Source organism: Colwellia marinimaniae, assembly GCF_002207865.1.
GTDB lineage: Bacteria > Pseudomonadota > Gammaproteobacteria > Enterobacterales > Alteromonadaceae > Colwellia > Colwellia marinimaniae.
Genome location: NZ_BDQM01000004.1, coordinates 1 through 14,324 on the forward strand (window position 1 = coordinate 1; position 14,324 = coordinate 14,324).

The following is a 14,324-nucleotide window of genomic DNA, read 5'->3' on the forward strand; positions in this document are numbered from 1 at the left end:
CTTAATAAAAAGAGGCGCCTTGATCATGAATCGCTCAGGTATCCTGAAACACGCATTTTGAGGTATCATGGGTATATGTATTGACCATGTACCTATGATAAAAGTATTTATGGTTAATGTTTATCAATTTTCCCTTTAGGCAATTCACCTACTCGAGTAATCAGAACTAATGGCATCATCTGCAAAAACAAGCGCCTTACCTTCAACTATTGCACCAAGCACGGCCACTACTTGGCAAAACTTCAAACGTCTGGTTAGTTACGCGAAACCCTACAAAAGCGGTTTTGTTGCGGCGATTATTGGTATGCTTGCTTACGCCTCTATTGACGTCTATTTTTTATCAAAATTACAACCCCTAGTGGATGAAGGTCTTGCGGGGGCAAATGCTGATTTTATGAAGTGGGCGCCTTTATTTATCGTCTGCGCTTTTATTATTCGTGGTATCGCCCATTTTATTGCTAACTATTGCCTTGCTTGGGTGGGTAATCATGTCGTTGCCGATTTAAGGCAAAACCTTTTTGAACATATCATGTCAATGCCGGTGGCTTTTCATGATCAACAATCAACCGGCGCACTTATTTCAAAAATAACCTTCGATACCGAGCAAGTTTTAAATTCGGTCAGTAAGTCTATTTTAGTTATGGTGCAACAAAGCGCTTTTGTCCTGGGTTTATTGGGCTTGATGTTTTATATGAGCTGGCAATTATCATTGATATTTTTATTAATAACCCCCGCTATTGCCGTGATTGTTAGTGTGGTATCAAAACGTTTTCGTAAAGTCAGTAAAAATATACAAGGCGCCATGGGGGAGGTTACCACGGTGGCCGAGCAAACCTTTAATGGCCATAAAGTGGTCTTAACTTTTGGTGGTCAGCAACGGGAGTTTGCTCGCTTTGCCAAAATCAATAAACATAATCGTCAGCAACGCATGAAAATGCAAGCAACAAAATCGGCTAGTGTGCCCATTATTCAGGTTATCGCTTCTTTTGCTTTAGCTTTTGTCTTTTATGCCATCACTTCTGATAGCTTAAGTGACACTATCTCGCCAGGTACTTTTGTCAGCGTTATTACCTATATGACTATGTTGTTAAGACCCTTGAAAATGCTCACTAATGTCAATAGCGAATTTCAACAAGGCATGGCCGCTTGTGTCAGTATTTTTTCGATACTCGATCAGGAAAAAGAAAAAGACCATGGTGAAAAAACGCTGATAAGAGCGTCAGGCTCCTTGTCTTTTAGCCATGTTGATTTTTCTTATGACAATAACCACAGTATAAGTGGTGGTGAAAAAGGCCAACAGAGTAAACTCGCCTTAAGTGATCTTACTTTCGACCTAGCTCCAGGTGAAACCTTAGCCTTAGTTGGTCGTTCAGGCAGTGGAAAATCAACCGCTAGTGCATTATTATTACGCTTCTATGATGCCACTAGTGGTGAGATTTTAATAGATAATACCAATATTGAACAGTTTAAATTAAAGGACTTACGTAAACAGTTTTCCTATGTATCTCAACAGGTTGTCTTGTTTAATGATACCTTGGCCAATAATATTGCTTATGGTAAACCTGAGGCAAGTACCGCTGAAATCATTGCCGCTGCAAAAAGTGCTCATGTGATGGAATTTGCTGACCATATGGCACATGGCCTTGATACCAATATTGGTGAAAATGGTGCCTTACTGTCTGGGGGGCAAAGACAACGTGTAGCCATTGCCCGTGCTTTGTTGTGTGATGCACCCTTTTTAATCTTAGATGAAGCGACCAGTGCCCTCGATACCGAATCAGAACGTCATATCCAAGATGCCTTACAAGCCTTACAGAAAAACCGAACCTCAATAGTGATTGCCCATCGTTTATCGACCATTGAAAATGCCGATAAAATTATTGTCATGGAGCAAGGTAAAATTGTTGAACAAGGTAATCATCAAAGCTTAATAGCGAAAAAAGGTGCCTATGCGAAATTGCATAGTTTTCAGTTTGAGTAGGGCCGGTATGTTATGCGTTTAATTGAAAAGGTTTGGTTTAACAGCCATCCCGCCAAGTACTTGCTGGTACCGCTATTACTGCCTTTATCCGGACTTTTTTGGCTACTCAGTACCCTAAGACGACTTAGCTTTAAAGTCGGCTTAGCCCGGTCGGTTAAATTAACAAAACCTGTCATTGTCGTCGGTAATATCGGTGTTGGTGGTAATGGTAAAACCCCAGTGGTTATTTACTTGGTTGAACTTAGCCGTTCATTGGGTTTAACTCCAGGGGTTATCTCACGTGGTTATGGCGGGCAGGCACCACATTATCCTTATTTAGTTACCGCCGAGTCAACCGCTGTAGAGGCCGGTGATGAGCCCGTACTTATTCAACAACGTTGTCAGGTCGCTGTGGCTGTGGGTAGTGATCGTATTGCCAGTGCTGAGCTGCTTATTGCTCAAGGCTGCGACATTATTATTAGTGATGATGGCCTGCAGCATTATCGCTTAGAGCGTGACCTTGAATTAATTGTTGTTGATGGCCAACGCTTATTTGGTAATGGTTTATTATTGCCCGCTGGTCCTTTACGAGAAGGACAGTGGCGCTTATCAACAAGCGATTTAGTTATTTACAATGGTAAGAAGGCAAAGAAAAATGCTAATCAACCTTTAACAATGACTTTGGCCGCCACTGAAGTTGCTAACGTGCAATCGGGCCAGTGCATTAAGTTGCTAGATTTTATTAAGCTAAATCCAAGCGTCAATGCTATTGCTGGCATTGGCGCGCCGCAACGTTTTTTTGATACCCTAAAAACAAACAAGTTTAACGTGAAAAAGCAGCAAAGTTTTGTTGACCATCATAGTTTCACTCTAGCTGATTTTAGTGACTTTGATGATACTATAGCGCTAATAATGACTGAAAAAGATGCGGTTAAGTGCCAAGGTTTTTGTCAGAGTCATTGGTGGTATTTACCTGTTGACGCCACCTTTAGTGACGTCGACCGAGCTTTGCTCACTGATAAAATTAAAGCGTTACTATAAGCGTTGTTCATCTATTAAATAATTAACCAAAGAGAAATTAACATGGCTTTTGATACTAAATTAATGGAAATTCTTGCCTGTCCAGTATGTAAAGGTAAGTTGGATTATGATAAAGCAGCGCAAGAGCTTATTTGTCATTTTGACCGACTTGCTTATCGCATCGATAAAGATATCCCGGTGCTACTGGAAGGCGAAGCCCGCGAAATTAAAACCGACCAGCAAACAGAGCAAGGTAATTAGCCATGTCTGTTTGTGACGGTTCACCGCACAATACGCCAACCAAGGTTGACTTTATCGTGGTCATTCCAGCCAGATACCAATCTTCGCGTTTACCGGGCAAGGTGTTAGCGGATATTCATGGTAAACCTATGATCCAGTGGGTTGTGGAAAAAGCAAAATTAAGTGGTGCCAGCAAGGTAATTGTTGCTACGGACAATGATGAAGTTGCTGCCGTCGTGCGCAGCTTTGGTGGTGAAGTGTGTAAAACACGTGCCGATCATCAATCGGGCACTGAGCGCCTGGCTGAAGTTATGCAGCAATACCAGTTTAGTGATGATGAAATCATCGTCAATGTGCAAGGTGATGAACCTTTTATTCCCCCAGAAAATATTGCCCAAGTAGCCAATAACTTAGCAAACCAGCAACAAAATCGTCATGTTGCTCGTATGTCGACTTTGGCTATTAAGATTGACAGCGTTGAGGAAGCGTTTAACCCCAATGCGGTTAAAGTACTAGTTGATAAAGACGGCTATGCCTTATACTTTTCGCGGGCAACTATCCCTTATGATAGAGAGCGCTTTTTAACGGCTAATGCCAGCACCGAGGAAAACATTCGTGCCATCGGCGATTTTTATCTAAGACATGTCGGTATCTATGCTTATCGTGCCGGTTTTATTAAGGATTATGTTAATTGGCCAACCAGTGAATTGGAGCAAGTTGAAGCCCTTGAGCAACTTAGAGTGCTTTATCAAGGGGAGAAAATTCACGTGGCGGTAGCCAATAGCCATGTACCGGTTGAAGGTGTTGATACCCCAGATGATTTAGCCAAAGCCCGGGCATATGCCGCCAGCTTAGGCTGATTTTAGCAGTGCACTTGGCCAATATGGCCAAAGACTTCTGTCATGTCGGTGGCCTAACATCAGCGTGCGCTACTACCGCTAAAATAACTAACAGAGAAAAATGAGAACACTATGTATAGCTTAAACTTGCAGCAAATGACTCAACAAGAATTCCTCGATCAATACTGGCAAAAAAAGCCCGTGGTCATTCGCCAAGGGTTTAAAGACTTTGTCGACCCGATTACTGCGGACGAATTGGCCGGCCTTGCCATGGAAGAACAAATAGAGTCGCGTTTGGTTCATAAAAAAGACGGCCAATGGCAAGCGGATTTTGGTCCCTTTGAAAGCTATGAACACTTAGGCAAGGAAAACTGGTCACTAGTAGTACAAGCCCTGGATAACTTCTCTGAAGAAGCGGCTGAAATGCTGGAAGCATTCCGTTTTCTGCCCCATTGGCGCCTAGATGATTTAATGGCAAGTTTTGCTATGCCAGGCGGCAGTGTTGGTCCACACATGGATAACTATGATACTTTTATTTGCCAAGGCTCAGGTAAACGTCACTGGCGCGTTGGCGATAGTGGTGACCATGTAGAGTTTGCTGCTCATGAATCCTTATTACATGTCGAGCCCTTTGAGGCTATTATCGATGTAGAACTCAACCCTGGCGATATCTTGTATATTCCGCCAGGCTTTCCTCATGAAGGCATATCCCTTGACACCTCGATGAGCTTTTCTATTGGTTTCCGCGCTAATTCAGCGGTAAGTGTGCTCAGCGCTTTTGCTGATCATTTAATTGATAATGAAAAAGGTAGCCAGTTATTAACCGATCCTAATAGACAGGTTGTTAGCCATAGTGGTGAAGTAAGTAACGAGGATTACGCCAGTATTAAAGGCCAAATTCAGCAGTTACTTGATGACGATGCTAGCTTTAAAAGCTTTACCGGCCAGTTTTTAACCACGGCTAAACATGATCTCGATGTGTTATTACCCGATGAACCCTTTGAGCTGACTGAAGTGAGTAACTTACTTAATAGCCATGCTATTAAACGTTTAGGCGGCTTACGTGCCTTTTATTTTGAAGATACCATTGAGCAAGGCTTGTGTTATATCAATGGCACAGAATTGGCTTTTTCGGCCGAAATAGCCAATGGCGTGAAACTGCTTTGCGATAAGGTGATGCTATTGCCTGACGATCTCAGTGAATGGAGTCATAATGCCGCCTTTGTTGAACTTGCCACTGAACTGCTTAACCAAGGTTATTGGTATTTGGCCGAAGTCGAGTAAAACCGCAGTTAAAGGCGCCATATTTTCCCCAGTTAACAACAAAGTGATATTAGTTATTGCTTGTTGAGCAACATTGCGGATAATGGCGCTTTTCTTTATTATTTTAATAGCCTGATTCAGATTATGCGCCTAGATAAATTTATTTGTAAAAGTACTGAACTGACCCGAACCGAAGCTAAAAAAGTACTAAAAAGCGGGGAAGTGCGGGTTAATGGTGACGTTGCTAAAAATGCCGCTATGCAAGTCCATGAAAATAATACTGTTACCATTGATGGCCAACAGCTCACTGCACGTGGCTCACGCTATTATATTCTACATAAAGTTGTCGACAGCATTTGCTCAAATGTTGATGAAGGCTATCCATCGGTGCTCAATTTTATTGAGGTCGATAAGGCCTTTGATTTGCATATCGCCGGGCGTTTAGATGCCGATACCACAGGTTTAGTCTTGCTCACCGATGATGGCCGTTGGTCGCATAATGTTATCTCGCCGAAAAAACAATGCCAAAAGACTTACCGGGTATGGTTACGAAATGCTATTGACGATGATAAATTAGCGGTTTTAGTGACTAAGTTTGCGCAAGGCTTGCAGCTACAAGGCGAAGACTCACTAACTCGACCGGCTATCTTAACGCGGGTCGCCGAAGAGGACTTACTTGATGAACAGTGTTATAAAAGTGAAGTATTACTGACCATTACCGAGGGTAAATATCATCAAGTTAAGCGTATGTTTGCCGCGGTCGGTAATAGGGTAGTGGGTCTACACCGAGAGCAAATAGGGGCCATAGTACTGGGTGATTTAGCGCCAGGTGAGTGGCGCGCATTAAGCCCAGATGAAATAGCCCTGTTTTCATAACCCAGCAGCTGGTGTTTTTTCTTCAGATAAGATGTTGGGCAATAAACAGGGATAACGTGCTGGGAAACTAGCTCGGTGATTTAGCCACTCACTTTGTTAGCAGCTAATGACTATTTTTTATTTAGCTCATTAAACTTAGCCATTTGCTCGTCCGTTGCCGGCAATTGATGTTTCTCTTTCCATTCACTGTAAGGCATGCCGTAAACCTGTTCACGGGCCGTATCTAGATCAACATCAACACCTAACTTCTCAGCTTCACTTACCGTCCATTTGCTAAAACAATTACGGCAAAAGCCCGCTAAGTTCATTAACTCAATATTTTGTACGTCTTTTCGTGCATCTAAATGGGCAAGTAAACGGCGAAATACCGCTGCTTGAACTTCTATTTCTTTATCCATGTTGCTAACCTTCTTATGGTAATTGTTGGTTTGATATTGTTGTTGCTTATCTTTATTTTTTCGATTGCGTCACTGCTTGTTTAGCAGGTTTACTTGGATCAAAGCGTCTGATCTGCACTATCATACCTATGTATGGGTGGTCAAAATAATGGATTTCGCCGGTGATCACTCGACGACTTTGCTTAAAAGAGATGATCTTATCTTTAGCATTTTTATCAGTGTTGCCCGCTATCATTGATGGCTGATTTGACGTCTCGACCATATTAAATTCACTATTAATATAAAGGTAATGCTCTAGGTGTACTTTAAATAGCCCATCAAGATACCAAGGTTGCAGTGGTGGTGTTGCTACTGGCTTTTCTTGCTCGTCCTTGGCGGTCAATTGTCTGCGTTGTTGCTGGTTAATGTCAGCAGAGAGTTGGGCTACAATAGTTTTAATTACTTCTTCAGTGTCAGTAGCTTTAGCACCATTGACACTCGTATCGCTAGCTTCGGCCTTATTTAACAAAGACGCGTTTAACAAGGCCGAGTCTAATGCGGCAAACTGCTGATAGATACTGTCAAGTTGTTGCTGCTTGGCTTGTTGGCGTAGTTGCTCTGTGATTGAAAGTTCATCTAAGCTTGCCAGCTTGATTAAGGTACTGCCAGACGCATCTAAGTTGCTTTCTATATTGGGGTTTGTGTCGGCATTGATAAGTGTCTTATTCAGCGCAGTTGTGGCGTTAGCTCGCACTAGCATACTTTCGCTGTCACTCTCAACCATCAGCATTTGGCTGTTAATAAGTGCTTGTTGTCGTTGCGCTAAAATAGCTTGTAACTGCAGGGTATTTTGCTCCCCTTGCTGTTGAGTGAGTGCTTGTTGGTAGCCAAGCTCTAAATGCTCACCAGCGAATAACTGCATCGCTTGTGCTTGTCTTCTATTGGCGCCAATTTGGCGCCAGCCCAGATGTAATAACGGTTTATAATCACGAGAGCGCTTGATGCGGTTAGCGATAGATTTTAACCGTAGCGAATCTTGGCTAATTAAGTAGGGCTTATCACTGGCCCAAATGATGGCACCATTTTCATCGTCTCGCCATTGTTCAATGCCATTGATTGTGGTTGCTAATTTCTCTACCTCAAAGCCATCGATACTAAAGTGTGCAAGTTGCTCAGCGCTTAGGTGCTGTTGGAAAAAATCGGCTGGAATGACACAAAAGGCGGCCTGACTAGAGCTCGGATATTGAGTATAAACAGGCAGTTCCATGTGAACATATTGCCCTTGTTCACTCCGTTCGGCCAAGTTGGCTGCTGTTTCTGCCGCAAGCCCAACTGCTGCACTATCATGGCTGGCATCGGCCAGCACAATTACCGACATATTCGCTGATGAAAATACTGCTGCATTATTTTCTTTGTTAGCTTGAGTGTTATTTTGTTCACTTGCTGTGTCGACACTCTGCTCATCAGTAATTTTTTCATTACTCACTTGTTTATCAGCAACAGTTGGCCATAAGTGATATGGGGTCAGAGTAATGTTATAGGGTAACTTGCTCTGTGGTTGTTCACAGTTGGGCAGTAATTGCTTTAATGAGGCAATGTTAGGTTGTAGGTAGGGTGTTAATAAATCAAAGGCGACACGTTTTTTAGCGCTGAGATCTCTGGCGGTAAATTGCTCTTTATTGTCGGAGTTTTTTGCGAGGTGTTTAAACAGAATGACTTCAATCTCAAACCAGCGTGCTGGCTTTTCTGCAGGTACTTTAGTGCTGTTAGCCGCTAGTGCTGTGTTACTGCTTAACAAGCATAATGAAGTTAATGCTGAGGTAAGAAGAAAGTGGTATTTCATTAAAAGTCCGTATTTTAAGGCAAAATTATAGCTATCGAGCAAGGCTGGTGACCTTTATTGCTATCAATAAAGGTCACTTGTAAAGCGCGTGAACAAGGTAAGCCTGCTAAAACATTACTGGTTCAAGTTTACCATTATAAGTCTTTATTTGGCTAAGTCATTTAAGATATTGGCAATTAAGGTAAAGCGAGCTTGCGCATCTTCGGTTGCTTTGACAAACTTTAATTTACTAGCGCCAGCCATACTATAAACCGCCGGATGTTTTTGAATTAAGCCAATAATTAACCTAGGGTCAACGTTGGTTTTATCACTAAACTCAATGGAGCCACCTGTGGTGCTTGCTTCAATACGTGATATGCCAATGGTTTGCGCTTTAAGGCGAATTTTGGCTATTTGCACTAAATTTTTACTTGGCTGTGGCAGTAAACCAAAACGGTCAATTAGTTCCACCTGTATATCATCCAACTCTCTTTTGTTTTTACAACTGGCAATACGTTTATATAAACTTAAGCGTAAGCTAACATCAAAAATATAATCATCGGGCAGTAGTGCGGGTACCCTTAATTCTATTTCGGTTTGGGTAGACATCACTTGATTCAGTGATAATTCTTTACCTTCTTTTAGTGCTGCTACGGCATGATCGAGCATCTCCATATACAAACTAAAGCCAATTTGACTCATTGAGCCTGTTTGATCTTCACCGAGTAATTCTCCAGCACCACGAATTTCTAAATCATGGGTAGCAAGGGTAAAACCCGCGCCTAAATCTTGCAGTGAGGCAATAGCGTCTAAGCGTTTTTTTGCATCTTTACTCATGATTTTTTCATCGGGCGTTAATAAATAGGCGTACGCTTGATGGTGTGAACGACCAACTCGACCACGCAGTTGATGCAGTTGTGCTAAACCAAGACGGTCGGCTCTGTCCATGATTATGGTATTAGCACTGGGCACATCAATACCGGTTTCAATAATGGTGGTACAGACGATGACGTTAAATCGTTGATGGTAAAAGTCACTCATAATACGCTCAAGATCACGCTCACGCATCTGTCCATGAGCCGTGACTACACGTGCCTCAGGGACTAAAGCTTGAATATCAGCGGCGGTTTTTTCTATGGTGTCGACATGGTTATGTAAGAAATACACCTGACCACCACGTAAGGTTTCCCTTAGAATAGCCTCGCGAATCAAAGCGACATCGTATGGGCGCACAAAAGTTTTTATCGCCAAACGTTTTGCTGGTGGTGTGGCAATAATAGATAAATCACGCATACCGCCCATGGCCATGTTTAAGGTCCGTGGGATAGGTGTTGCCGTGAGCGTTAAAATATCTACATTGCTGCGTAATAGTTTGATTTTCTCTTTTTGTTTAACACCAAATCGATGTTCTTCATCGACAACAAGTAAGCCTAAATCTTTATATTTAATGCTATTTTGTAGTAATTTATGAGTACCGATAAGAATGTCAATTTCCCCGGACTCTACTCGAGCGATGATTTCTTTTTGTTCTTTAGCCGTTTTAAAGCGTGATAATACCTCTGTCACTACCGGCCAGTTGGCAAATCTATCTCTAAAAGTTTCGTAATGTTGTTGTGCCAATAGGGTGGTCGGCACCAAAATAGCGACTTGCTTGCCATCATTGACTGCGACAAAAGCCGCGCGCATGGCTACCTCGGTTTTACCAAAACCGACATCACCACAAACCAGTCTGTCCATGCTTTTGGGGGAGAGCATATCGCTGACTACCGCATTAATCGCTTGTTTTTGGTCGAAGGTTTCTTCAAAAGCAAAGCTGTCACTAAACGCTTGATAGTCTTGCTTGTCACGTTTAAAGGCGTGACCGTGATTACTGGCACGTTTGGCGTAAATATCCAGTAATTCTACCGCGACATCACGGACCTTTTCCGCCGCTTTTTGTTTGGCTTTACTCCAAGTATCAGTGCCTAATTTGTGTAACGGTGCATGTTCACTGTCTGCGCCTGAGTAGCGACCAATAAGGTGCAGTGAGGCAACTGGGACATAAAGTTTGGCTTCATTGGCATAACTCAGAACTAAAAACTCAGTGGTAATGCCACCATTTTCTATGGTTTGCAGACCTTGATAACGGCCAATGCCATGCTCAATATGTACTACGGCTTGGCCAATACTGAGTTCAGCCAGGTTTTTAAAGATGGCATCTGCTTGTATATCTTGTGCTTTGCTTCTCCGCCTGGCTTGGGCAACATGATCGCCCAATAACTCTGCCTCGGTAATTAAAGCAATGGCGTTTTTGGCACTCGTGCCTTTCGCTTGAAAGGTAAAACCCTGGCTTAAACTATTTACCGTTATGCCTATGGCGTCGCTGGCATTGATAAAGTCATCGAGGCAGGCAAATTGTGTCAGTTTAATATTATCGCGTTCCAGTAACTCCAACACGCTTTCTCGTCGGCCTTGGCTTTCGGCGATAAAGAGTATTTTGCTTGGGGTTTCTTTACTGCTAATAAACTGGTTAATTAACTCAAAGGGCTGTTTTAATTTATGATTGATGGTTAAATCTGGCAGGGGCTTAACATCAAAGTATATTTGACTGGTTTTACTTTTAGCTTTAGCGGCCAGTTCAACACTGTCTTCAGCGCTGGTTTGGTCGTCACTTTTGTTAAGGTCTGGCTCGACAGCAACAGTTTTTGCAATGGTGATACGGTCAAAAGGTTTAAGCGCACTGTATAGACCCGCTTCCGTTAAAAAAAGTTGCTCGGGTGGCAATAAAGGCCGCGTTGGATCATAGCGTCTGTTTTCATAGCGAGTATCAATATCAAGCCAATATTGTGCTAAAGAGTGTTCTATATCACCACTGATAACGATAAGGGTATTATCGGTTAAATAATCGCACAGGGTATTGTTAAGGCCAATATTATTAGGCTTAGCTTTGACGGTATTAGCACCTTGCTTGGCAGTTTTTTTATTATCAAGCTCTTTATTATCGAACTCTTTATTATCGAAGAAAAGCGGCAGATAATATTCAATGCCTGGGGGTAAAATGCCATTGCTGACTTGATGATAAATGGACTCTTTATGAATGTTGCCACTAAATTGCTCACGGTATTGGCGACGAAATAAATTAATCCCGGCTTCATCGGTGGGGAATTCATGAGCGGGTAGTAAGTTAATTGCCGATATTTTATCTTTTGAACGTTGGCTCTCGGGATCAAAAAGTCTTATTTCATCAATTTCGTCATCAAAAAAGTCTAAACGAAACGGGGTTTTACTGCCCATGGGAAATATATCGAGAATGGCGCCACGGGCAGAGAATTCACCGTGTTCCATTACTTGCTCAACATGGCGATAACCATTCGCTTCAAGTGTACGCCGCATTTGCTGCAAATCTTTTTTCTCACCCTTTTTTATCACTAAGCTATTTGCTTCAATGTATTGCTTGGGGGCTAATTTTTGTACTAACGTGGTCACTGGCACAATAATAATGCCAGACTCCATCCGTGATAGTTGATAAAGCGTGGCCAGGCGCTGCGAAATAATGTCTTGATGAGGGGAAAAATTATCATAAGGCAGGGTTTCCCAATCGGGAAATAAGCTGATGCTGGCCTTATTTTGCTTAGAACTGAGATTAGAACTTTGACTAGCACTTTTGGCTAAACTGAGTAATTCTTGCTCTATTCTTAGCGCTTCTGGGGTATTACTGGTAATCACTAAAATAGGCGTTTGCGCGGTTTGCGCTGCTTGGTATAAGGCTAAACTACTACTGCTACCATGTAAATTATGCCAGCTTTTCTTATCGGGGTTCTTGCCACGGCGCTTGGCCAATACAGGGGTCAATAGACTGCTTGCTTTACTCATGATTTCCTTACACTAATTAACAGGCGAAACAATAATGACCGCTATTCTAAGGCTAAAGCGCTAGTAGATAAATGCTTTAGTTGTATTTTATTACTTTTCATTCGTTACAGTCATTAGTGGCGGTCATTGTTAATGGTCAATAGGTAGTACTGAATAGCGTTGCTCATTCATTGTCGTCATTGTTTAACGGTAAAATCTATTGTATGATAATGAGAATCATTTGCAATGGGGTTTATGTGTGATTTTTACCTACTTCGAAATACAAACAACGGCGATTAACAGTGTTCGTCAAAAGGTCCGTTATGCTGAGGATGAAGATAACCCACAATTACTTTCTTTTTGGCTCATGGCAGAGCAAACACTGTTTACTGCTAGTAATATCAATGTTAGTGAAGACGCCCGTTGGCAGTTGTATCAAGGACAATTCCGCCTACTGCTTGATGCTATTTGCGATAATTTATTATCTGAGCACTGGCGGCAACTTTGTTTAGATAATATTTACCGCCCTCTAACTGACTTAAATCGTATTAGCCAATGTGAAGCAAGTAAGAAGCGTTTACGGCATTTATGGCTAGAATTAAATATAACCAGTCAATACTTTCATTGTTAACAGCCACTGTTAATGGCTATTACTAACAATCATTTTTAAGACCATGTCTTATTCTTTCACTAAAGCATTTATTCAAGGAGTATTTTATGAAAACACGCATCGAAAAAGATAGCATGGGTGAGCTAGCGGTACCTGCTGAAGCCTTTTATGGCGCGCAAACCCAACGAGCCATTAACAACTTTCCCATCAGTGGTCAGACTATGCCGGAAGAGTTTATCCGGGCATTATTAATGGTGAAAGCAGCTGCGGCCGCGGCTAATATCAAATTAGGTTTGATTTCTAAAGAGCTTGGCCAAGGAATTATTGCTGCAGTGCATGACTTACTTAATTCCGTAAACGTATTACAGCACTTCCCGGTTGATATTTATCAAACGGGCTCTGGTACTAGCTCGAATATGAATGCCAACGAAGTGATTGCTCATTTAGCGACTTTAAAGCTGGGCGAGCCGGTCAGTGCGAATGATCACGTTAATTGTGGTCAAAGTAGTAATGATGTCATTCCGAGTACTATCCATATCAGTGCCGCCATTGCGCTTGAGCGAAAATTGTTGCCCGCTTTAGTGCTATTACAACAAACTATTGAAGTGAAAGCGCAAGATCTGGACAGTTATGTTAAAACTGGCCGTACCCATTTAATGGATGCTATGCCAGTGCGTTTTAGTCAAAGTTTACTGAGTTGGGCTAGTCAGATTGAGCAAAATATTCATTTATTGCGTAGTCTTCAGCCAAAATTACAATTACTTGCTCAAGGAGGCACCGCGGTGGGTACCGGCATAAATGCCCATGTGGATTTTGCCGATGAATTTGCTCGCCAACTGAGTGGCACTACCGGTTTAACCTTTAAAGCAGGTGATAACTTTTTTTTCCTGATAGGCACTCAAGATACCGTTGTGGCTTTATCTGGGCAATTAAAAACCCTTGCTGTTTCTATTATGAAAATTGCCAATGATTTACGCTGGATGAACTCTGGTCCCTTAGCTGGCTTAGGGGAGATAGAGTTAGAGGCGCTACAACCAGGCTCGTCAATTATGCCCGGTAAGGTTAACCCCGTTATTCCTGAGGCGGCAGCTATGGTCGCCGCGCAAGTGATAGGGAATGATGCGGCTATCACCATTGGTGGTCAGTCAGGTAATTTTGAGTTGAATGTTATGTTACCCATGGTGGCGCATAACTTACTTAATAGCATCAAGTTACTCAGTAATGTCAGCAAACTTTTGGCGGAAAAGGCCATTGCCAGCTTTACCGTTCGTACCGATAACTTAAATAAGGCCTTAGCCCGAAATCCTATTTTAGTCACCGCCCTTAACCCGTTAATTGGCTATACCAAGGCGGCCGAAATCGCAAAATTGGCCTATAAAGAAAATCGTCCAATCATTGAGGTAGCTGAAGAACATACCGAACTGTCTCGCACCGAGTTAGAACGATTACTTGAGCCAACCAAACTGACTTATGGTGGCTTATAAAT

11 protein-coding genes are annotated in these 14,324 nt (G+C 42.3%); 8 read left to right on the plus strand and 3 right to left on the minus strand.

All coding sequences use genetic code 11. The annotated features are described in order from the left end of the window. Positions 1–169 precede the first annotated feature (169 nt). The 6 genes from msbA to MTCD1_RS03645 all read left to right on the plus strand — a co-directional run bounded on the left by msbA (position 170) and on the right by MTCD1_RS03645 (position 6,198). Complete coding sequence (msbA, locus tag MTCD1_RS03620) at positions 170–1,981, plus strand: lipid A export permease/ATP-binding protein MsbA (protein ID WP_082606514.1); 1,812 nt, start codon at positions 170–172, stop codon at positions 1,979–1,981. A gap of 12 nt (positions 1,982–1,993) precedes the next feature. Further along, positions 1,994–3,001, plus strand: coding sequence for a tetraacyldisaccharide 4'-kinase (gene lpxK, locus MTCD1_RS03625; RefSeq protein ID WP_057181252.1), 1,008 nt, complete (start codon positions 1,994–1,996; stop codon positions 2,999–3,001). Positions 3,002–3,043: 42 nt separating this feature from the next. Next, positions 3,044–3,241, plus strand: a complete 198-nt coding sequence (locus tag MTCD1_RS03630; RefSeq protein ID WP_057181251.1) for a Trm112 family protein — start codon at positions 3,044–3,046, stop codon at positions 3,239–3,241. Between the two features lie 2 nt (positions 3,242–3,243). Next, positions 3,244–4,080 (plus strand): 3-deoxy-manno-octulosonate cytidylyltransferase, encoded by an 837-nt coding sequence (gene kdsB, locus MTCD1_RS03635; protein ID WP_057181250.1) that lies wholly within the window; start codon positions 3,244–3,246, stop codon positions 4,078–4,080. A 111-nt stretch (positions 4,081–4,191) separates the two neighbouring features. Next, positions 4,192–5,343 (plus strand): cupin domain-containing protein, encoded by a 1,152-nt coding sequence (locus MTCD1_RS03640; RefSeq protein ID WP_057181249.1) that lies wholly within the window; start codon positions 4,192–4,194, stop codon positions 5,341–5,343. 123 nt (positions 5,344–5,466) lie between these two features. Continuing rightward, positions 5,467–6,198 carry a pseudouridine synthase gene (locus tag MTCD1_RS03645; RefSeq protein WP_057181353.1) on the plus strand — a complete coding sequence of 244 codons (732 nt, stop codon included), beginning with the start codon at positions 5,467–5,469 and terminating at the stop codon, positions 6,196–6,198. A 110-nt stretch (positions 6,199–6,308) separates the two neighbouring features. Here MTCD1_RS03645 and MTCD1_RS03650 read toward each other — a convergent pair whose 3' ends face one another. The 3 genes from MTCD1_RS03650 to mfd form a co-directional block, all read right to left on the minus strand. Then, the gene (locus MTCD1_RS03650) at positions 6,309–6,596 is read right to left on the minus strand and encodes a DUF1244 domain-containing protein (protein WP_057181248.1); all 288 of its coding nucleotides are present in this window, start codon (positions 6,594–6,596) and stop codon (positions 6,309–6,311) included. 52 nt (positions 6,597–6,648) lie between these two features. Then, positions 6,649–8,418 (minus strand): CsiV family protein, encoded by a 1,770-nt coding sequence (locus tag MTCD1_RS03655; RefSeq protein ID WP_057181247.1) that lies wholly within the window; start codon positions 8,416–8,418, stop codon positions 6,649–6,651. 144 nt (positions 8,419–8,562) lie between these two features. After that, positions 8,563–12,249 (minus strand): transcription-repair coupling factor, encoded by a 3,687-nt coding sequence (gene mfd, locus MTCD1_RS03660; protein WP_057181246.1) that lies wholly within the window; start codon positions 12,247–12,249, stop codon positions 8,563–8,565. A 238-nt stretch (positions 12,250–12,487) separates the two neighbouring features. Here mfd and MTCD1_RS03665 point away from each other — a divergent pair, with 238 nt between their 5' ends. Both MTCD1_RS03665 and MTCD1_RS03670 read left to right on the plus strand, forming a co-directional pair. Further along, positions 12,488–12,859, plus strand: a complete 372-nt coding sequence (locus tag MTCD1_RS03665; RefSeq protein WP_143760084.1) for a hypothetical protein — start codon at positions 12,488–12,490, stop codon at positions 12,857–12,859. An 86-nt stretch (positions 12,860–12,945) separates the two neighbouring features. Next, positions 12,946–14,322 carry a class II fumarate hydratase gene (locus tag MTCD1_RS03670; RefSeq protein WP_057181244.1) on the plus strand — a complete coding sequence of 459 codons (1,377 nt, stop codon included), beginning with the start codon at positions 12,946–12,948 and terminating at the stop codon, positions 14,320–14,322. The last annotated feature ends 2 nt before the right edge of the window (positions 14,323–14,324 follow it).